The organism is Photobacterium sp. 270122K (assembly GCF_059941365.1).
The window spans coordinates 463205-484145 of record NZ_JBPOEN010000004.1; the positions used below are offsets into that span (position 1 = coordinate 463205).

The window sequence follows — 20941 nt, forward strand, 5'->3', positions numbered from 1 at the left end:
TACCATGAAACAAACGATTACCGTTGCTGTTATTGCACTCGCTGTCGGTGGCGCGCTGGGTTATTACGCCAACATGCCTGATCACGCGGGCTCACCGGCGCTTACACACGCGGACGCCAAAACTCACGAACCACTGTATTGGGTCGCGCCGATGGATCCCAATTATCAGCGTGATAAGCCGGGCAAATCCCCGATGGGCATGGATCTCATCCCCGTCTACGCCGACGATGTGACGTCTAACACGCAAGAAACCGCAGGCACAGTCTCGATCAATCCTGCGGTGGAAAATAACCTTGGGGTAAAAACGGCGCTTGTTAGCCGACAACCTCTCGAACCCCAGATTGATACCGTGGGCTACGTGGCGTTTGATGACAGCCAGCGCTGGCAGATCAACAGCCGTGTCAGTGGTTGGATCCAAACCCTGAACGTCAATACCGTGGGCGAAAAGGTCAAAAAAGGCGATGTCCTGTTCGCGATCTATTCGCCGGAATTAGTACGGGCACAAGAAGAGTTACTGAACGCCAAACGCATTGGCAAAACCATTTTGGTTCAAGGGGCTAAAGACCGACTGCGCGCACTGGGAGTGGATAATGCCCAGATCAATGCGCTGCTGAGACGAGGCAGAACGCAGCAAACCATGGCGGTTAAAGCCCCTGCCGACGGGGTCATCACCGCCTTGAATGTGCGTGAAGGCGGCTATTTGTCACCACAGCAAACCGTGATCAGTGGCGGTTCACTTGAAAACGTATGGGTGGATGTGGAAGTCTTCGAACGCCAAGCCCATTGGATAACAAAAGGGACATCCGCTGCGATGCAGATTGACGCCTTACCCGGCAAAAGCTGGCAAGGTAACGTGGATTATATCTACCCTGTCTTGGATGCAAAAACACGCACCCAGCGCGTGCGCCTCACGTTCAACAATGACAACGGCGACTTAAAACCCAACATGTTTGCAAACCTGACCCTCACGCCACGCAGCGATGACAATGTTCTTGTCGTCCCTGAGCAAGCGGTTATCCGTTCAGGCAATATGGCACGTGTGGTGCTGGCATTAGGCAACGGTAAGTACCGTTCATCCCGCATCGACATCGGGCGCAGTGCCGGCGGCATGGTTGAAGTGACGCACGGCTTAGCGGCCAACGATACCATCGTTACCTCTGCGCAATTTATGCTCGACGCCGAATCCAGCAAAAGTGCTGACTTCAGCCGGATAGACCAAGAGGCTCATCCAGCGAACGCCGTGATGGTCAGTGGGCGGGTGAGAAATATCATGCTTGACCACCGAATGCTCACCATCGAACACCCTGCTATCTCAGAATGGAACTGGCCTGCCATGACCATGGATTTCACCGTGGCGGATGACAGTGATCTGAGCCAACTCATTGCCGGTCAAGCCATCCGGTTTCTGATCACCCAACAAGACGACGGACAATACACCGTCTCCGATATCGCATTAGACGACAAAGAAAGCATGAACCACAGCACAATGGACCATAGCTCGATGGACCACAGTTCTATGGATCATAGCACCATGGATCATAGCACCATGGATCATAGTTCTATGGGACATGCCGCAATGGATAACACCGTCGTGGATAAGACAAATAAGGTCGGTGCATTATGATTACCGCCATTATTCGCTGGTCGATCCAAAACCGCTTCATGGTACTCATGGCCACGGTCTTTTTGATCGCTGCCGGGATTTACAGTGTCAAAAATACCCCAGTGGATGCGATTCCCGATCTCTCCGACGTACAGGTGATCATCAAAACCAGCTACCCAGGGCAAGCCCCACAAGTGGTTGAAGATCAGGTCACCTATCCCTTAACCACCGCGATGCTCGCGGTACCGGGGGCTGAAACCGTCCGGGGCTATTCCTTCTTCGGGGATTCCTACGTGTACATCATCTTCAATGATGATACCGACATGTATTGGGCGCGGTCACGCGTACTGGAATACCTCAGCCAAGTCGCGCCCAAACTGCCTGAAAACGCGAAACCAACGCTTGGGCCGGATGCCACCGGTGTGGGCTGGATCTACAGCTATGTTTTGGTGGACAAAACCGGCCAGCACGACTTAAGCGAACTGCGCAGCTTGCAAGACTGGTTCCTGAAATATGAACTGCAGACCGTCAGTGGCGTCTCTGAAATTGCCACCGTGGGTGGCATGGTCAAGCAGTATCAGGTTCAGATCGATCCCGCAAAATTACGTGGTTATGATCTCACGCTGCAACAGATCAACATGGCCATTCAGGCCGGTAACCAAGAAGCTGGCGCATCGGTCATTGAAATGGCTGAAGCCGAGCACATGATCCGCGCGACGGGCTACATCTCCACCCTTGATGATCTCAAAAGCCTCCCGCTGAAAGTCACTGACAACGGCACCCCGTTATTGCTGGGTGACATTGCCGACATCCATATCGGCCCACAAATGCGCCGGGGCATTTCCGAATTCAACGGCGAAGGGGAAGCCGTCGGCGGCGTGGTCGTGATGCGTTTTGGTGAAAATGCTCAAGCGGTGATCAGCCAAGTCAAAGACAAACTGGCCGATCTGCAGCGCAGCCTGCCCGATGGTGTCGAGATAGTGACGACCTATGACCGTTCCGGCCTGATCGACAGCGCCGTCACGAACCTGTACGAAAAATTGGCGGAAGAGTTCATTGTGGTCGCGATTGTCTGCGCCCTATTCTTGTTCCATATTCGCTCATCCTTGGTGGTCATGATCAGCCTGCCGATTGGCATTCTTACCGCCTTTATCATCATGCATTGGCAAGGGGTAAACGCCAACATCATGTCACTCGGCGGCATCGCGATTGCCATTGGTGCCATGGTGGATGGCGCCATTGTGATGATAGAAAACGTGCACAAGCACATTGAACGCACGCCCCTGACCGACAAGAACCGCTGGCAGGTGATAGGCAAAGCCGCCGAAGAGGTGGGCACGCCCCTGTTCTTCTCATTGATCATCATCACCCTGAGTTTTGTGCCCGTGTTTGCCCTTGAAGGCCAAGAAGGCAAAATGTTTTCCCCGCTTGCCTTTACCAAAACCTATGCCATGGCGGCGTCAGCGGGCTTGGCCATCACCCTTGTCCCTGTACTGATGGGCTACTTGGTGCGTGGCAAGATTTTACCGGAACATAAAAACCCGGTGAACCGTGTCGTGACCGCCCTCTACCGCCCGCTGCTTACCCTTAGCCTGCAGTTTCCCAAGACGATCATTGTCATCGCCATTGCCCTCATGGCCTCTGCGTATTACCCGATCCAAAAAATGGGCAGTGAGTTTATTCCTCCGCTGGATGAAGGGGATTTGATGTACATGCCGACCACCTATCCGGGGATTTCTATCGGCAAGGCCAGAGAGTTACTGCAACAAACGGACAAGCTGATCAAAACCCTGCCGGAGGTAAAAACCGTCTGGGGCAAGATTGGGCGTGCCGACACCGCCACCGATCCGGCACCACTGACCATGATCGAAACCATTATCCAGCTCAAGCCCAAAGACCAATGGCGCGAAGGTGTGACCCCCGAAAGCCTGCGCCGTGAACTGGATAATCTGATCCAATTCCCGGGATTAACCAACGCATGGGTCATGCCGATCAAAACCCGTATCGACATGTTAGCCACGGGGATCAAAACGCCCATCGGGGTCAAAATCGCCGGGCCGGATCTCAAGCAGATTGAGCACATCGGTACCCAGCTAGAAACGGTATTGAAAGATGTTGACGGCACCGCATCGGTATATGCCGAGCGTGTCGCCGGTGGCCGCTATCTCACCATGGACATTAAACGCCGCGAAGCCGCCCGTTATGGCCTTAACATTCGCGATATCCAACAGGTGATCAGCACCGCGGTGGGCGGCATGAATGTGGGTGAGTCGGTAGAAGGCTTAGAACGCTACCCAATCAATGTCCGCTATCCTCAACGCTACCGCGATTCTTTGGACGCACTGAAAAACCTGCCACTGGTTACACCGAAGGGCGCCCGTATCGCCTTGGCTGATGTGGCCGATATTCGATTCGAAGATGGCCCGCCGATGATAAAAACCGAAAACGCCCGTCCTAACGGGTGGGTCTTTATCGATATTGAAGATCGTGATTTAGGCTCTTATGTGCAAGACGCCCAGCAAACCGTGGCTGAACAATTGGCCCTGCCTGCAGGCTACTCGTTGGTCTGGTCCGGTCAATACGAATACATGGAGCGCGCCAAAGCCCGCTTGAGTGTCGTTGTTCCGGCCACTATCGCGATCATCATGATGTTGCTGTACATGAGCTTCCGCCGTGTGGGTGAAGTGATGATCATCATGGGCACCTTACCCCTCGCCATGGTTGGCGGATTATGGCTGATGGAAATCCTTGGGTATAACTTCTCGATTGCCGTCGGCGTTGGTTTCATCGCATTGGCTGGGGTCGCGGTCGAAATTGGGGTGATCATGCTGGTCTACCTCAATCAGGCATGGGCGTTCCAGCAGCAAGATGCCGCACAAGCGAATACCCCGCTGACGGCGTCCCACCTTAACCTCGCGATCCAAGAAGGGGCCGGCCTCCGAGTCAGGCCGATCATGATGACCGTTGCCACTGTCATCATTGGCCTGATCCCCATCATGTTTGGGGCGGGTACCGGTTCGGAGGTCATGCAACGCATTGCCGCGCCCATGATCGGCGGCATGTCGTCAGCACTGCTATTAACGCTGGTGGTGCTGCCTGCTGTGTTCAAGATCTGGAAAAAACAGAGCCATCAACTTGGCCATTCCGAGGCATCCGTACCCAATAAACCGCGTGGATAAACCGTAACTTAATATCAGTAGGCGCACAACAAAAGCCGAAACATCCCCGTAACACACTCACCCCGCGCTCACTGGCACACTGTTGCCAGTGAGCGCTCATAACCCCTGACCCTGCCGCCATTTGGCGATCCAGATCACAGTTATCTCACGGCGGTTATTAAGCCGTTGCATCCTTTACCATTCTACCTACAATCCTGTATTTAAGCTGAACAAGCCCTCTTACATCGACAACAGGAATAAGGCTAGACCTGAATCTCCAGGCTTCGATATTCAACACGTCGAGATTCAGCCCTCGCCTATACCGGATACCATTCATGAGCGACACCACTGCTAATCAGTACAACCCCACCTTTTCTTTGTCTTTCTTGCACCCGAAACACTGGCTGATCTGGCTGGCGATGCCCCTTATCGTTTTGCTGGCCCTTCTGCCGCACCGTGTCCGCCGCGGTATTTCACACCAAGCGGCCAAATTTATCCTGACCCGCAAGCGTGGGGCGAAACGACGCGCATTGAAAAACATCGAATTGTGCTTTCCAGAATTAACGGTGCAGCAGCAGGAAGACTTGCTAGTGCGTACCTTCACGGTGGCAGGCTGTGTATTGTTGGGATTTGCTCAACCCTTCATTAAAGGCCGCCGCTTTGTGCTCGACAGCCATGACATCCACGGCGCACACCACTTAGAAGCCCTACAAGCTGAAAACAAGAACATCATCATGCTGGTACCACACAACTGGGCCATCGATTTCTCGGCGCTGTATTTTGCCGCCAATGACATGCCGATGGTGGCCATGATCAAGCCGCAGTCGAATCCTATTGTGGACTGGCTGATGAACGTGCAGCGCAAACAATTTGGTGGCCGTATTTACCAACGCAGCCAAGGGATCAAACCGTACCTGCGTTCGATCAAAGACGGTTACCTGGCTTATTACCTGCCCGATGAAGAGCACAGCATTCAGCAAAGTGTGTTTGCGCCTTTCTTTGGCAACGACAAAGCGACCGTAAAAGGCGTTGGCAAACTGGCCAAACTGTCGAATGCCGCCATCTTGCCGGTGTACCCCTCTTACAATCTTGAGACAGGTCGCTTTGAAATGGACATTCGCGCCCCGCTGGCCCACTTCCCATCGGGCGATGAGTACGCCGATGCGTGCTACATGAACCAGACCTTGGAATCAATGATCCGCGCCCAACCTGAGCAGTACATGTGGATTCTTAGCGTGTTACGTACCCAGCCTGATGGCACTAAGCGCTACTAAGTGCGAACGATGAATACGCGCCGAATCAACGCGTTCCAAAAGAAAGGCCTGCATCTGTGCAGGCCTTTTTTATGGTTCACCGTCTCGTGACGTGATCGCGCCATTGGCTATGCCGGTTCGACCACTTTCACCAGCATGCCTTCTTCCACTTGCTGCATGGCATCAAGCAATTGCTCAAGATCGATTTCTTCCGGCACATTGATCAGCAATTCCGCAAAGAACAACGCCTTGCCGAGTTCCGGCACAACAATACGGTTGTTTTCAATTTTCACGATGCCTATTCCGATATCATCGAGAATACGGCTGAGATCATGCACCAAGCCCGAACGATCATTCGCTTCGACTTTCAATGTGACAGGATGGGTGGGGATCATCTCGAGCGTCGATGGCGTCTCCATCACGCGAATATCGAGGGCTTGCTGCGCCATAAAGGCCTGTTTAAGCTCACTGACGGCGGTGGTGGGAATATCAATTTTAATGATCCCAACCACTTGGTTATCCAGCCGGTTAATTTTACTGATTAGCCACTTCCCGCCCAAGGCGTGGGTTTGGGCGGCCAGTACATTGATCAATTGCGGGTGATCGTCGCCCGCGAGGGTGATGGTGAGTTGAGTGTTCATACGCGTCCCCCTTTCAATAAAAGCCAGTAGAAAAATCCTTACTGCTTATATCCAGCCTAGCAAGCTCAGCCGACCACTGCCGTGATAAAGCTCTCCTCTAGGGTGACAAAAACCGCGCTTTACCTTGTGGCATCACACATTTCCCTTTTATCGCTTTGCGAAATAAAAACCATAAAAAAAGCCACGTCTCTCGACGTGGCTTTTCATGACTATTCACCGCACGGTGTCAGCCCCTAGGCGGACACGCTACTGTGATTAGATCCCAGCGCGCTTTAGCAGGCCAGCCATCAATGGCGAACTCGCTTTCACTTGCTTGGCTTTGTTCTTAAATTCACGCGCGAGTGAAGCGTCGTGAATTTCGTTGGCAATGTAAATCATGGATTGGTACATATCACGCGCAGTCTTAATACGTGCTGCATCGTTCAATGGGCTGATGATCTTCACCACATCACCCCCGGTTTTGCCGTTTTCGTTTGCGTACGTCAGGACAGAGTCCAGCAAGCGATCCAAATCAACGACAAAATCAGAATTCTCCATACCCAGCTTTTTGATCTCTTTCAGGTTACGTTTACGTACCTGATTGATGATAAAGGCTGGTTTGTTGAGTTTCTTGTAACCGAAATAACCGGCCAGAATCAACAAAGCAACACCACCTGCTACGTAGCCCCAGATAGAGCCAGAAGACTCAGCCACAGGCTGAACCACGTCGGCCACATTTGTAACAGATACGGGTACATCAGACATATTTAGTAACCTTAACACTTCTATGGAACGGAATACCGAGACATTATGCACTCAGACCACGCAGAACTATGCGTTTTATCAACTTTTGATTCGAATAGAGTGACCAACTTCAAGATTTGGAACTTATTCGCGCATAACTGTTCATAAGAAGAACGAGTGATCCCGGCCAATGGTATTTCATGATGATATGCACTACAGTGAAAAGCAGCATTATGGCACCCTCGTCCGGCATGACTCGGCAAAGGCACTCCCCCGCGATTTTCGTCATTCGACTCTCTGAACCGGACGGGGCGCTTCCTGTCGCGCTACTTTAACACCAAGGAGATGTATTGTGCACACACCGACACGTAAATTCGCTCTTCGTTCGAGCCTTCGCCCCCTTTCTCTGACACTGGCCACACTGCTGCTTTGCACGGGTACGGCGCAGGCGGCAGGCGGTTTCCAAGGGCCAAGTGCCAGTGACAACCTCAATACTGTGGCGGACGTACAAAACGCAGCATGGTTAACCGACGGCACCGAGGTCACGCTGATTGGTCACGTCACCCTGTCGTTGGGCAAAGAGCGTTACATGTTTGCCGATGACACGGGCAGAATGCCGATTGAAATCGATGACGATGAATGGAACGGTCAAACCATTAATCCCAATCACAAAGTGGAAATTCGCGGCGAAATTGAGAAAGACAGCTCTGCCAATGCGGTCGATGTCGACAGCATTAAGATCGTAAAGTAATTCACCGCCCCACCCGGATCAGCGAAAAACAGGCAAACGCCAGAAAAAAGCCCTCGTTAAAGAGGGCTTTCTCGTATCAGAATGTGTCTACTGTTATTTGAGAACGGTGCGCAGACGCTGGATTTTTTCTTCCAGAATCGATGCCGGACAACCAAGGTTAAGACGAATAAAGCCACGGCCATCGTCACCAAACCCGTATCCCATGGTCGGGATCACACCGGCTTTGTGCAAACGCTGCTCCAACTCTTCATCGTCCATGCCCATGCCGCGGCAATCCAACCACGCCAGATAGGTCGATTCCTGCAAACGGTACGTCACTTGCGTCAGTTCGCTGCCAACAAACTCCGCCAGACGCTGGTTATTCGCTTCCAAATACACCAAGGTGTCATCCAGCCACTCCCTGCCGTGACGGTATGCGGCTTGGTTGGCCAGAATGCTGAACGCACTGTACACGTCGATCCCGTAGGCCAACAGCTTAGACTTTAATGCCTCGGCTTCTTTCTCATTCGGGATCATGGTGTTGGTCAAACGCATCGACGGCAGACCAAACGACTTGGTCCCCGCAATGCACACCGCCATTTTGTCGAAGTACGTAGGGTCAACGCGCAGACAGCTAAAGAAGGTGTGACCACGGAACACGATATCCGCCCAGATCTCATCTGAGATCAAGTACACCCCATACTGATGACACAGCTGGCACACGCGCGTCACTTCGTCTTCTGTCCACACGCGACCACCCGGGTTGTGCGGATTACAGAACATCATGATCTTCACGCCGTCTTTGAACTGCTGCTCAAGATCATCAAAGTTAATGGTGTAGTAACCGTTGTCATTGATCAGCGCCGATTCGGCCACCGTGCGCTGCGTGTTCGTGATGGTACGGTAGAAGGCATGGTACACAGGGCTCAGTACCAACACCTTATCCCCCACCTGACTCCAACGCTCCATCAGCATCGCAATCGCAGGCAAACTGCCCGGCGTGGTGTGGAACCATTCTTTTTTCAGCGTCACCTGATGGCGCTCTTGCCACCAATCAATCACCGAATTGAAATACTCATCGCCACGCTCAGAGTAACCAAAAATACCGTGTTCAAGACGTGCTTTCAGTGGATCCGTAATAAAATCGGGCGCTTTAAAATCCCAGTCCGATACCCAACTTGGCAATGCCTCACCTTCCGGCACACCCAGCCACTTTTCCATGTAATCCCACTTCAAGCAGTCTGTGCCATAACGGTTGATTACGGTATCCAATTCGTGCGCCATATAAACCTCGTATAAAGCAGGAAGCGCTGACCCTCTCAACGCTTCCTGTGTTTTTTCTTCAAATGATAATAATGTTTCTTCTACATGACGCCGTCATGGCGCCGCGTCGTCATTCTGTTATGCCGTTGCAGGCTCGCCTTGGCGTACCTCTTTCACGGCCTTCGCGATACCCACCCCTGTCACCGCCCAAATCATGGCAAAGAAAATCGCAGAGTAGTTTTGAATCGCCCAAGGCAAGTAATCTAACGTTGATACACCCAGTGTCGCCGCCATAAACACACCGGCATTGGTCCAAGGCACCAACGGCTCAATCACCGTACCGGCATCTTCAATGGTACGAGACAGGTTCTTGGCATCCAGCTGCATTTTCTTGTACGTGTCACGGAACAATTCAGAAGGGATCAACAGGGCTAACTTACCGTCAGAGGTGGTACATACCACAGTAATGGTGGTCACAATAGTCGCACCAATCAGGCTCGCAGTGCCTTTAATGCCTTTCGCCATCGTGTTCACCAACACATTCAGGCCGCCAGTCAGCGCCAACGTACCGGCAAAAGAGAAGGCACAGAACACCAACAGCACCACACCCATCATGGATGTCATACCGCCACGGTTCACCAATGTCACCACATCAGAGACCAATGCCACATCCCCAAGGCCCGCATCCGCAAACATGCTCACTTTAAAGCCGCTCAGCATCGCATTCAGCGCCGTCACCAAGCTGAAACCTTGGAAGATCACACCGTTTGCCACACCAATCGCAATCGCCGCCAGCATCAATGGGATCGTTGGCAATTTACGGATTGCGCCCCACAAGATCAGCGCAGGTGGCAGCAACAAGAAGATATTCAGCGTGAACAGCTGCTCAATGTTAGCCAGAATCGCCAATACTTTTTCAGGGGTGTCAGCACTCACATCGCTGTTACCCGCAAAGAAGAACACCACCGACGCCAACAAGAAAGCCGGGATCGTTGTCCACAACATGTGTTGAATGTGTGAGTACAAATCGGTCCCTGCCACGACAGGGGCAAAGTTGGTGGTATCAGACAACGGTGAAATTTTGTCACCAAAGTACGCCCCTGACACGACCGCACCGGCCACTGCGGCCAAGTTCGCATCCATACCGGTTGCAACGCCCATCAACGCCACACCCACCGTACCGGCAGAACCCCAAGAGGTACCCGTACACAGTGAGACTAAACAGGTCACCAAAAATGCCGTTAGGATCAGGTATTCAGGGCTGATAATTTTTAGGCCGTAGAACACCAACATCGGAATGGTACCGCCGACCATCCAGCTACCGATCAAACCGCCCACCAGCACCAGAATGAACACCGCAGGCAAAGCTTTCGCCAAACGATCAATGATGGCCGATTGAATATCATCCCAACCGTAACCCAGTTTCCACGCCACGCCTGCCGCAACAACCGCAGACGCCAGCAATAAACTTTCGATTGGCAGGCCGTATATGCCGTAGCCAATCACTAAAAATCCCAACATAGCAATGATAGGGAGCAAGGCTAATCCTGCTGGCGGTGTCGTTATTGTTTTATTATTCATGTAATTTACATCCGAAACAGTGTGATGGTACAGAGAAATTTTGAAACAAAACCGGTTTAACTCAATGCGTGCAGAATAATGTGTCAGAAACGAGAGTTCTGTGATGGAATTCACCAATAAAAAACAATATTATCAGATGTAAATTACATGATTTAAAAATGAGATCTTGCACACACATGACCACGATTAATGATGTAGCCAAAGCCGCTGGCGTCTCGACCGCCACCGTTTCCCGTGTGATCAATCGCTCTCCGAATGTCATGCCTGATACCATTGCTAAAGTGGAAGCGGTCATGCAACAGATGGGCTATCAAGTAAAAGGCAATCGCCGCCTCACCATCAATCAGGGTCACGATACCCTCGGCTTGATCGTCAGCCGTTTTAACTCACCGTTTTACGGCCTGCTGACCCAAGGGGTGGAAAAAATCGCCCGCAAACACCAACGCAAGGTGATTGTTGCCAGCGGTGATTACGATGCCACCTGTGAAGAAGACGCGATTCAGTTCATGCTGAGCAAAGGCTGCCGCAACATTGTGATCCACAGTAAAGCGATGAGTGATGACGCCCTGATCCACCATGCGGAACAACTGCCCGGTTTCATCGTGGTTAACCGCCATGTGCCCGCCATCGAATCACAATGTGTGTGGCTGGATAACAGCGAAGGCACTTACAAGGCCACCCAGCATTTGCTTGAGCTGGGCCATACCCGCATTGCGTACTTGTCTTGTGAAATGGAAGTGGACGATAAATTCGACCGCTTTGACGGCTATCGCCGCGCCTTAGAAGAAGCCGGTATTGAGGTGAATCCTGACTGGATTGAAGAAGTGCCTTTCGGTGAGCCGGGCGGTGCATTAGCGGCGACGAATCTGCTCAACAAAGGGTTACCGGTAACGGCAATGGTGGCATTCAATGATTTCTATGCCGCCGCCGCGATGCAAGTTTTCAAAGAACACGGCGTGGCGATCCCTGAAGACTTGTCGATTGTCGGCTTTGATGATGTACTGCCGCAGTGCTATTTCAGCCCGAAGCTCACCACTATTCGCAGCCCGATTGAAAGCATGGCGATCAATGCCGCCCGTTTATCACTGGAAGGCACCGACAGTCCGCTGTCTCGCATTTTTCATCCCCTGTTGATCAAGCGTGATTCAGCCGTGACACCACAAACGCATTAAGCGCACATTCAACAAAGCGCGTCTAAAACAAAATCACCTGTTGGCTACCCAGCCCAGCTGCCGCCAACAGGTATTCGCACTCGTTATGCCACCGTCAACACAATCTTGCCAACGTGCTGTTTGGTTTCAAACGCCGCCTGAGCCTCATTGATGGCCGCCAACGGATAGCTTTTGGCCACCAGCGGCACGATTTTCACCTGTTCAATCAGTGACACCAAACGGCCAAATACCGACGGTTGCAATACCGTACAGCCAAAGAACGCCAAATCTTTCAGGTATAACGTGCGCACATCCAACTCGACGAGGGGGCCACCAATTGCACCGGATACCGCATAACGCCCTTGCGGGCGCAGCACGTCCAGATACGCCGGCCACTGTGGCCCAGCGACCAAATCGATCACCACATCCACGCTGTTTGCCCCCAGTGCCGTCAGCAAATCCTCGTCACGCAACACCACATCATCAGCGCCTATTTCGCGCATCGTCGCCTGTTTCGAGGCACTGGTTAGCGCCACAACCTTTGCACCGCGGGCTTTCGCTAACTGGATTGCGGCCGAGCCCACGCCGCCTGAGGCTCCGGTGATCAGTACACGATCCCCGGTCTGTACATTGGCACGAGTCAGCATGTTTTCTGCCGTTGAGTAAGAGCATGGAAACGACGCCAACTCGACATCAGAATAGGCACTCTCAACCTTGTAAGCATGACGTGCAGCCACCACGGTATATTGCGCAAACCCGCCGTCACACTCCGAGCCGAAATACCACGGCTGCGCCAGTGCTGCTCCACCCGCTTCCTGTAAACACGGCTCAATCAAAACCCGCTCGCCGATACGAGAGGCATCCACCTGCGATCCAACCGCCACAATATACCCGCACACGTCAGCACCTTGGATCCGTGGCAGCGACAGCGCATTGCCTGACCAACTGGCATCTTCCGCATCCCCGTCATGTTTGGAATACCACCCAATACGGGTATTGATGTCGGTATTGTTCACCCCTGCCGCCGCAACCTTGATCAGCACCTCGCCTGCTGTCGGCGTTGGAACAGCAATAGCATGGTTGATGTGTAACTGCTCAGGGCCTCCGTGGCCAATCAACTGCACCCCCATCATGGTCTGCGGTATGGTGTTTATCGACTCTGTTGATGCGTGCGTTACGGTTTCTGTGGGTAAAAAGTCTGTCGTCATGATCCTGTCCTTCTCTTCCTCGCTCGGTTTGTCCATTAACGGCCTTGTCGATACGAGAGCGTGTGATGATGCGGGATGTGATGTAAAACATGTACTTGTTACATGCTGGACTTACCGCTGCGTCGCCATCAATGTCATCGCAGCCGCTTGGGCAGATTGTGTCGCAACCTCCCCCAAAATAGGCCACGCCGATGCCGCCCCTTCGTGCAGTACAAACAGCGCTTCGCCAACTTGCGGAGTGGGACTCAACGCAATGAAATGTTCACGAATGTATTGCTTATGCCTCTGCACTGCCTGCTGGATCTCAGCGTTATCAGGAAACGCTGCCAACGCGTTCATCGACATACAGCCATTCGGTGCAGCCTCAGCCATCCACCGTGCCAATTGTGCAAAATGATGGAAAACAATCTCTGTCTCCCCTTGTGCGGGTGCACCGTCGGACAGCCACTGCACGTAACGGGTGTGGCGATGATTCAGCGCCCCAATCACCATCGCCTCTTTAGACGGGAAGTAACGGTACAGTGTGCGCAAACTCACCCCAGAGGCTCGCTTTAAATCCGCGACACTGGGCGTCGCAAACCCCTGCTGACTAAAGGTGGTTTCTAAACAGGCCGCAATCTCGGTCTCTGTCATCGGTACTCCTCATGCTGACGGTTCACACCATCCTCTGAGACCAAAAGGCCTCAGGTAGAATGATTATTCTACCTACCAAGGTAGAACAAACGCTCTACCTTCGTCAACCCTTACGATTTAATGGTATTCCGCGCCTGTTTGTTACACGTTATATTTACGCTTCAAATAATTTCGTTTTAATATTAACTTTTTATCAACCTCCTCCCTCTATGTATTAATGCAACGATTGTAATAAAGACTCACAACAGCATAATGGTGGATCCTTTCTTCTTTTATTGTCTTATTTCATCGTTTTCCATGTCATAAAAAACACAGCAAGGTCACCGTCTTGAACGATCACCTGGCTACTTTCCCTGTATCACTCGAGAAAATAACAACATAATTGATATTTTTGAGATAAAAAAGACCCAAAGCGATAAAAAAAAGAGTGTTCATACGCACACTTACAGCATGCTACTGTGCAGGTTGTAAATAGCCCTGTGGTATGGTCGCGAACAGAAAAAATATCAGTCTTGAATATTCATCTTCACACCCACTGACTTTTATTATTCATCGTCACGCAATCAAACGCATAGCCGCCACCATGAATAAGAGAAGCATTGAATATCCGCTTCTGTTTCTCAACAAATTTCTATCACGTGTAGAAAGCACATTGTTGAAATTGTTTTTCATTTTTTAACAATGTCATGACTTATCTTTTTACGTCACAACCTTTGTTTGAAATATGGCAAAAAGCACGCCATGTATGACCTCAGGGAGAGGACCATGCTTAAGAAAATCACCTTATCTTTTGTACTGACGTTAGCGGTATTAATCTCACTCAGTTGCATGGTGAGTTACCGTTACCTTGATGCCTGGAAAGATGTCAACGTATTAAAAGAAAACAACGCGGTCGCCAACACTTTGTTGGTTGCACTGGAGAATACCCTGCTCAGTGCCGAAACGAGCGTGACCGCCCTGTCTAACAGCTTTGCTGATTACGACTTTGACGACGAAACGCTGGCCATCATGGAAAGCGTCGTTCGCGATTCAAACGGCCGCTTCATGGGCGTGTATTTCAGTAAGCCAAGCGGTGAAACCTTCACCTATTCAGCGGAACTGAGCGGCATCATGCCCAACTTCAATGCCAAAGCCCTGCAACGCGAATGGTTTGTCGTGCCGATGCAAGGCCGCAATGTGATCTCCTCCCCTTATACCAGCTCCACCGGTGATACCATCATCAGTGTGGCCTCCCCTGTTCGAGATCGTAACCAGAAAATTGTGGGCGTACTGAGCATTGATGTCGATATCAGTGCCGACTTGGCACGCACCAACATGGAATACACCATCACCAGTAAAGATGGCCACGTGTTATTTGTTCATAACCAAACGGCGGACTGGAAGGGTCAGAATATCTACAGCATCCGTCCTGCCTTTAAGCAAGCCAGCGAAACACCGCTGCTATATCAAGACAGCCAAGACATCTACTACACGGTATCTAAACAAGACTACAACGGCCAGTACGATGTGTTCTCGTTCACCCAGCAAGAAGAAACCATCGCCAACCGCAACACCATGCTGATGATGTTCGTCTTCATTTTGTTGGGTGTCGGCTTGATCCTGGCCTTAGTGGTGTTCTACATCGTGAAAAAAGAAATCGACACCAACTTAGGTGAAGAGCCGGAAGACTTAGCCCGTAAGATTGAGCAATTTGCTGATGGCAACATTGTAGCGGTGCAGTTTGCCGCTTCAGGTTTAGTGTCCGAATCACTGCGTACCATGCAAAACCGCATTCAGACAATTTCGCAAACCACGCAATCTGTCACTGAGTCATTACAGGTGAACCAGTCACACATTGAAACCATTATTGAAGACAATAAAACGAACGCACAGAACGAGTTTTCAGAAGTGGAACAAGTGGCTGCGGCGATTACTGAACTGTCAACAACAGCGACCGATGTCGCACACAATGCGGCCATGGCAGATACCCAAGCCACGGAAGTGCTCAATGTGGTCTCCGTGGGATCTGAAACCATGGTGCGTGCCGAATCGATTTCAGTACAGGTGAATGATTCAATCAAAGAATCGGCGATGATCGTCAGCGATCTGCGTCTGTACAGCGACAAGATCAGCTCCGTGGTGGATGTGATCAACTCCATTTCTGAGCAAACGAATCTGTTGGCACTGAATGCCGCGATTGAAGCCGCCCGTGCCGGTGAGCAAGGCCGTGGTTTTGCGGTGGTGGCCGATGAAGTTCGCTCGCTGGCGGCAAAAACCCAGCAGTCAACGGTCGACATTCAAGCCATCATTAATGAGCTGCAAGAACAATCGAAGAAAGCCGATGAGTTCATGCTCAACAATGCCAGCTTAGTGGAAGAGTCTTACCGCATGTCGCAGGAGATCTCACAAGCATTCCAAAACATCATGGCAAAAGTCGAAACCATGAATGAAATTAACGCACTGGTGGCTACGGCTTCTGAGGAGCAATCTTCAGTAACGGCTGACATTTCTCATCGCGTGGAGAACATCAACCACACGGTACAGATCAGCTTGGAGAACGCCCTCAAGATCAGTGACGTCAACGTGGAGATCTCTGAGCGGATCGGCGCAATAAAAAATGAGATGGCGTACTTTAAGATCTAAGTCTTAAACGGTTAATCTGAAGCGCTCAGCCTGAAACAAAAAGGCCAGAAACCTGAAGATCCAAACAAAAAAAGAGACAAGCGGTAACGTCTACCGCTTGTCTCTCTATTTAGCGCCATTATTCACGACAGACCATTAACGGCTGATAATAAACAGCTGGTACTTAACGGCCGCCGATCAATCACTGCATGCGCTTTTTCAATCGCGCTAAATCAATCGCACTTGAACGTACCGTGAGTTTAATATGATCATATTCATACTCTTCTTTCACGATACTCATGCTTGAACGAATTTCGCCGATGATCCCTTTCGCGTCATAAGCGACAATGATCTCTTCTTCAATCATGTCGTGCTCAGCCACGCTCACGATGTATTGGTGCAGCTTTTTGATATCCTGCGGGTTACGCGTTGACATCATCATTGCATCAGGAAATTCTTCCAGTAACGCTTGTTGCTGCTCAGGGCTAAGCTGATCGGATTTATTCAACACCAAACGCTTTTTAATGCCCTCAACACCCACTTCTTCCAACACCTCATGCACCACCTCTAACTGCGAGCGGAAAGACGCGTCAGACGCATCCACCACATACAACAGCAAAGAGGCATCATGCGCTTCGGCGAGCGTAGAATGGAAAGACGCCACCAAATCGTGCGGTAATTTTTTAATAAACCCGACGGTATCTGACACCAAAATGCGCGGTTGTGTGATCGGCTGCAATGCACGTACAGTCGTATCCAACGTGGCAAACAGTTTGTTTTCACCTTCCACGTCACTGCCCGTAATGGCACGCATCATGGAAGATTTACCCGCATTGGTGTAGCCCACCAGCGCGACAGAGAACAACTCAGAGCGCTGGGTGCGTCGGCCTTTCATTTCCTCTTGCACGCTCACCAATTCACGGCGTAATTCCGCTAATTGATCTCGCACTTTACGGCGATCGAGCTCTAGCGTGGTTTCACCCGCCCCTTTCCCCATTTGGCGCTCTTTGTTGCCACTGGTCGATTCACGCAGTCGCGGCGCTAAATAGTTCAGACGGGCAATTTCAACTTGCATACGGGCGGTACGCGTACGGGCATGACGGCTGAAGATCTCAATGATGATCCCCGTGCGGTCAAACACTTCGACACCTAATTGGTTCTCGACATTACGCAGTTGTGACGGACTTAAATCACAGTCAAACACCACCACATCCGCACAGGCAAACGGCAGATCATCGGTCGGGATGTCCGAAAATTCCAGATCCTCAAATAATGCTTCTGGGTCGATTTCTTCTTCAATCGTCCCTCTGTTGCCTGTCAGACGGGCGATTTCCGCCAGTTTGCCTTCCCCCAGTACATTCATTTTCTGGGTCGAGCTTTGCTTTTGCGACTGTGTACCGACCACTTTAAACCCAAGGGTAGTGACCAAGCGTGCAAGCTCGGCCAGTGATTCGGTTGCTTCATCGCCTTTAAATTGCGGTGTGCAAATAGAGATAAGTAACGCGTGGTTAAGTGATGCTTTTTCTGTTATTTGCATAATTTTTTATGTCCGTGCACCTAAGCGCCGCCTGATTTTTTCGAAAGTGCCCGAATCGTACGCTGTTACTGCGGTGTTTTATAGCGAAATAGCATGTACCGTACGGGCGTTATCGTCATGGATCCCCGCATTCTCACCGTCAGGGGACGGTGGGGATCACAATGCCGCCCTGTTCGACCAACAAATACCCTGCCTTGCCCGCGCGTTTTACCGCATACAAGGCATCATCAGCATCACGGTACAACCCCGAGAAAGACGCCGTGCCTGCCACATCAAAACACACACCTACCGAGGCTGACACAGGGATCGCTTGCGTCATAAACTGCAATTGTGCGACCAGCTGTTTGGCCACCGTCACCAAATATCCCACTGACGGCACATGGGGCAGGAAAACCAAAAACTCATCGCCACCCAATCGGCCGAGAATGCCGTTATCACCAAACAGCGCCGCTAATTTCTGGCTGACATCGAGCAATAAACGATCACCGACCACATGCCCGTAGGTATCGTTAACCTGTTTAAAATTATCAAGATCAATCAACAATAATGCCGAGGGTGACGGCGACGCCGTATTGAGTTTGTCTTGTATGGCGGCTTCTAAATAATACCGGTTTAATAATCCGGTCAGGCCATCCACACTCGCCGTTTTATACACCTGCTCCAACGCAGTTTGGCGGTAGGAAATATTCATGATCACCACATAAAATACATCCTCATCAGCATGATAGGTGGCAACATCATGAATCCATAGCACCTCACCATTTTTGTGTCTTATGCGAAATTCGTAATCTAAAACGGTGCCTTCCTGTATTGATTTCCCCACTTTTTTCAATATCGGCGATAAGTCATCCATCACCAAGGCGGCAAAGCGGTCTTGATGCAGGCTGTGCATCTCTTCTCGGGTGTAGCCGGTTAGGGAATAAAATGCATCGTTCGCACGCACAATCGTGGAGTAAGGATCATTTTTACAAATAAGAAGGCCGCAGGCTGCCCCATTGAAAAAACGTTCATAATGCATCTTGTTTCTTACCTATCACTATCTTACCTACCACAGGGAAATAAATATTACTATTCAATTTTAATTTTAGTTAACACACCGTCATAACACAGGAAAAACGTCGACTGAGTAGATAGACGCAAGACCGTGAGACACCGAAAATTAAAGTATCCAGACACAAAAAATGATGGGAATAACGGCTAAGACGAAGAGCAGGATTTAATACAGAAATAACATCGCAAAATATGTCTCCCATAAAAATCGCGCGGATTATCCGGTGAAAATTATCACGTTCCAAGTAAAATTTTTCATCACATTCACGGCGTCATTAAATTGAATAAAATACCATCGCAGCCACACAGCCCTTGTCGGAATACTCCCACAATCAGCCACGAACACTGGTCACTGTATATACAACATGCCGTTTAGTCACCGTTGAGTATGGTAGGTAAGTAACCAGCGCCTATCAGGAAGATAATGCGATGCCACTATCCTGCCCACAGTAGTCCGCCGGATGGTCGTTATTTAACGGTAAGATCACACACATCCCCCCTGAAAGCCGCTTTCTTATTCCTCACCCACTTCCTTGCCTCCCGTATATTGCCAGCACAATAAACACTTTTATTGTGCATGCTGATTTTTACATTTATTAATTCCAATAACTTTTCAACATGTTAACGATAAAAAACCCTCAAAACATATTTAAAAGCTAAAATATACATTGGCCTATCTTCTTATCAGGAATAAACAGGTGTAGAGTGCGATCACATTCAACCTTCATCAATATGTAGATATAACAATGAAAACAAATAAATACACGACTATTGGTCTGCTAACTGCAGCCGCATTATTGACAACGGGTTATGCTCAAGCAGCCACTGCGCCGTTTACCTTCGACATTGCAAACTCAACCATTAATCATAACCTTTCTTCAGGCTCAGGCATGGTTATGCATAATGGACAGTTAATTGTCACCGGTGATGATTCACCGTGGTTATTTACGGTCAATCCTGATTTCAAGATTGAAAAGAAAGTGATGATTGATCACTTCCCGGTAAATAAACACAACCGTATTAACCATAAAACCAAACCTGACTTTGAATCGATGACGCTGATCCATTACAACAATCAGCCTTATTACTTTGTTATCGGTTCTGGCAGTAAAAAAACATTACGCGAAAATGCGTACCTCGTTCCTGTAAAAGGGGGAGACAACCAGAAACTGTCGCTCTCTCACCTGTATACAAAACTGCATCAGGCTGCGGGGTTCACCTCAGCAGAAAAAATCAACATTGAAGGGATCGCCAACACCGCCAATAAGATTTTCATCTTCAATCGCGGCAATGAAGGTAAGAATGCCATTTTTGCCATGAAGACGACGGATTTGATGCACTACTTAACGGGCCAATCCAACACCTTGCCGTCATTGAACGTGTATCAGGCACAATTGCCCACCATTAACGGCGTGCAAGCCTGTTTCTCGGGTGCCGATTACTGGAAAGACAGCAAGAGTTTGATTTTCACTGCATCGGTAGAAGGGAATAATCAGAGCAGTGTGAATGATGGTGCGATTCAGGGCAGTTTTGTCGGCGTGTTGCCATTGGCTACATTAGATAAAACGTCGAATCTCGATCTTATTCCTTACAGCCAAAAAGTCGAACAAGGCGGTAAAACCGTTATTACCAAGATCGAATCTATTGCGGTTGCCCAACAAACGCCACAGCAAGCCAAAGGCTATATCGTCAGTGATAATGACAACGGCACCAGCCAGTTCTTCACGTTTACGATTGATAAGTAATCGTCATACCGTCTGATGATATGATAATGTGAATATCTAAGTAACTCAAAGGCCGCTATTTGCG

At 50.3% G+C, this 20941-nt stretch carries 15 protein-coding genes; 7 read left to right on the top strand and 8 right to left on the bottom strand.

Annotated elements, in window-relative coordinates; translation table 11 throughout:
* Positions 1-4 precede the first annotated feature (4 nt).
* From ACSF8W_RS10500 to lpxM, 3 genes are all read left to right on the top strand, one after another.
* Complete coding sequence (locus ACSF8W_RS10500; protein WP_500847277.1) at positions 5-1624, top strand: efflux RND transporter periplasmic adaptor subunit; 1620 nt, start codon at positions 5-7, stop codon at positions 1622-1624.
* The gene (locus tag ACSF8W_RS10505; RefSeq protein ID WP_500847278.1) at positions 1621-4782 is read left to right on the top strand and encodes an efflux RND transporter permease subunit; all 3162 of its coding nucleotides are present in this window, start codon (positions 1621-1623) and stop codon (positions 4780-4782) included. Before ACSF8W_RS10500 ends, ACSF8W_RS10505 begins: the two co-directional genes overlap by 4 nt.
* Positions 4783-5096: 314 nt before the next feature.
* The gene (gene lpxM / locus ACSF8W_RS10510) at positions 5097-6035 is read left to right on the top strand and encodes a lauroyl-Kdo(2)-lipid IV(A) myristoyltransferase (RefSeq protein WP_500847279.1); all 939 of its coding nucleotides are present in this window, start codon (positions 5097-5099) and stop codon (positions 6033-6035) included.
* 107 nt (positions 6036-6142) lie between these two features.
* On the opposite strand, the gene ACSF8W_RS10515 is transcribed toward lpxM, so the two are convergent.
* Together ACSF8W_RS10515 and ACSF8W_RS10520 are read right to left on the bottom strand one after the other, a co-directional pair.
* Positions 6143-6655 carry a glycine cleavage system transcriptional repressor gene (locus ACSF8W_RS10515; RefSeq protein WP_500847280.1) on the bottom strand — a complete coding sequence of 171 codons (513 nt, stop codon included), beginning with the start codon at positions 6653-6655 and terminating at the stop codon, positions 6143-6145.
* 255 nt (positions 6656-6910) lie between these two features.
* Positions 6911-7399, bottom strand: coding sequence for a hypothetical protein (locus ACSF8W_RS10520; protein ID WP_428478314.1), 489 nt, complete (start codon positions 7397-7399; stop codon positions 6911-6913).
* Between the two features lie 331 nt (positions 7400-7730).
* Here ACSF8W_RS10520 and ACSF8W_RS10525 point away from each other — a divergent pair, with 331 nt between their 5' ends.
* Complete coding sequence (locus ACSF8W_RS10525; protein WP_500847281.1) at positions 7731-8129, top strand: NirD/YgiW/YdeI family stress tolerance protein; 399 nt, start codon at positions 7731-7733, stop codon at positions 8127-8129.
* A gap of 93 nt (positions 8130-8222) precedes the next feature.
* Here ACSF8W_RS10525 and ACSF8W_RS10530 read toward each other — a convergent pair whose 3' ends face one another.
* Both ACSF8W_RS10530 and nhaC read right to left on the bottom strand, forming a co-directional pair.
* Positions 8223-9392, bottom strand: a complete 1170-nt coding sequence (locus ACSF8W_RS10530; protein WP_500847282.1) for a MalY/PatB family protein — start codon at positions 9390-9392, stop codon at positions 8223-8225.
* A gap of 117 nt (positions 9393-9509) precedes the next feature.
* Positions 9510-10952 (bottom strand): Na+/H+ antiporter NhaC, encoded by a 1443-nt coding sequence (nhaC, locus tag ACSF8W_RS10535; protein ID WP_500847283.1) that lies wholly within the window; start codon positions 10950-10952, stop codon positions 9510-9512.
* A gap of 176 nt (positions 10953-11128) precedes the next feature.
* On the opposite strand from nhaC, the gene ACSF8W_RS10540 reads away from it, so the two are divergent.
* Positions 11129-12124: a LacI family DNA-binding transcriptional regulator gene (locus ACSF8W_RS10540; protein ID WP_500847284.1), complete on the top strand. Its 996-nt coding sequence runs from the start codon at positions 11129-11131 to the stop codon at positions 12122-12124.
* 83 nt (positions 12125-12207) lie between these two features.
* On the opposite strand, the gene ACSF8W_RS10545 is transcribed toward ACSF8W_RS10540, so the two are convergent.
* Both ACSF8W_RS10545 and ACSF8W_RS10550 read right to left on the bottom strand, forming a co-directional pair.
* Positions 12208-13236 (bottom strand): alcohol dehydrogenase family protein, encoded by a 1029-nt coding sequence (locus tag ACSF8W_RS10545; RefSeq protein WP_500847309.1) that lies wholly within the window; start codon positions 13234-13236, stop codon positions 12208-12210.
* Positions 13237-13422: 186 nt separating this feature from the next.
* Positions 13423-13944: a TetR/AcrR family transcriptional regulator gene (locus ACSF8W_RS10550; protein WP_500847285.1), complete on the bottom strand. Its 522-nt coding sequence runs from the start codon at positions 13942-13944 to the stop codon at positions 13423-13425.
* A gap of 765 nt (positions 13945-14709) precedes the next feature.
* On the opposite strand from ACSF8W_RS10550, the gene ACSF8W_RS10555 reads away from it, so the two are divergent.
* Positions 14710-16566 carry a methyl-accepting chemotaxis protein gene (locus tag ACSF8W_RS10555; protein WP_500847286.1) on the top strand — a complete coding sequence of 619 codons (1857 nt, stop codon included), beginning with the start codon at positions 14710-14712 and terminating at the stop codon, positions 16564-16566.
* A 181-nt stretch (positions 16567-16747) separates the two neighbouring features.
* Here the strand turns inward: ACSF8W_RS10555 and hflX are convergent, their stop codons facing one another.
* Together hflX and ACSF8W_RS10565 are read right to left on the bottom strand one after the other, a co-directional pair.
* A complete protein-coding gene (hflX, locus tag ACSF8W_RS10560; protein WP_500847287.1) occupies positions 16748-18082 on the bottom strand; it encodes a GTPase HflX in 1335 nt (444 codons plus the stop codon).
* A gap of 139 nt (positions 18083-18221) precedes the next feature.
* On the bottom strand, positions 18222-19100 hold the full coding sequence (locus tag ACSF8W_RS10565; RefSeq protein ID WP_500847288.1) for a sensor domain-containing diguanylate cyclase: 879 nt from the start codon (positions 19098-19100) through the stop codon (positions 18222-18224).
* Positions 19101-19878: 778 nt separating this feature from the next.
* On the opposite strand from ACSF8W_RS10565, the gene ACSF8W_RS10570 reads away from it, so the two are divergent.
* Complete coding sequence (locus ACSF8W_RS10570; protein ID WP_500847289.1) at positions 19879-20877, top strand: DUF6929 family protein; 999 nt, start codon at positions 19879-19881, stop codon at positions 20875-20877.
* The last annotated feature ends 64 nt before the right edge of the window (positions 20878-20941 follow it).

Excerpts from the sequence above, each read along its gene's own strand:
- nhaC (WP_500847283.1), bottom strand. The coding sequence starts at position 10,952 with ATGAATAATAAAACAATAACGACACCGCCAGCAGGATTAGCCTTGCTC.
- ACSF8W_RS10570 (WP_500847289.1), top strand. The coding sequence starts at position 19,879 with ATGAAAACAAATAAATACACGACTATTGGTCTGCTAACTGCAGCCGCA.
- ACSF8W_RS10515 (WP_500847280.1), bottom strand. The coding sequence starts at position 6,655 with ATGAACACTCAACTCACCATCACCCTCGCGGGCGACGATCACCCGCAA.
- ACSF8W_RS10550 (WP_500847285.1), bottom strand. The coding sequence starts at position 13,944 with ATGACAGAGACCGAGATTGCGGCCTGTTTAGAAACCACCTTTAGTCAG.
- ACSF8W_RS10500 (WP_500847277.1), top strand. The coding sequence starts at position 5 with ATGAAACAAACGATTACCGTTGCTGTTATTGCACTCGCTGTCGGTGGC.
- hflX (WP_500847287.1), bottom strand. The coding sequence starts at position 18,082 with ATGCAAATAACAGAAAAAGCATCACTTAACCACGCGTTACTTATCTCT.
- ACSF8W_RS10505 (WP_500847278.1), top strand. The coding sequence starts at position 1,621 with ATGATTACCGCCATTATTCGCTGGTCGATCCAAAACCGCTTCATGGTA.
- ACSF8W_RS10520 (WP_428478314.1), bottom strand. The coding sequence starts at position 7,399 with ATGTCTGATGTACCCGTATCTGTTACAAATGTGGCCGACGTGGTTCAG.
- ACSF8W_RS10530 (WP_500847282.1), bottom strand. The coding sequence starts at position 9,392 with ATGGCGCACGAATTGGATACCGTAATCAACCGTTATGGCACAGACTGC.
- ACSF8W_RS10545 (WP_500847309.1), bottom strand. The coding sequence starts at position 13,236 with ATGATGGGGGTGCAGTTGATTGGCCACGGAGGCCCTGAGCAGTTACAC.
- ACSF8W_RS10565 (WP_500847288.1), bottom strand. The coding sequence starts at position 19,100 with ATGCATTATGAACGTTTTTTCAATGGGGCAGCCTGCGGCCTTCTTATT.
- ACSF8W_RS10555 (WP_500847286.1), top strand. The coding sequence starts at position 14,710 with ATGCTTAAGAAAATCACCTTATCTTTTGTACTGACGTTAGCGGTATTA.
- lpxM (WP_500847279.1), top strand. The coding sequence starts at position 5,097 with ATGAGCGACACCACTGCTAATCAGTACAACCCCACCTTTTCTTTGTCT.
- ACSF8W_RS10540 (WP_500847284.1), top strand. The coding sequence starts at position 11,129 with ATGACCACGATTAATGATGTAGCCAAAGCCGCTGGCGTCTCGACCGCC.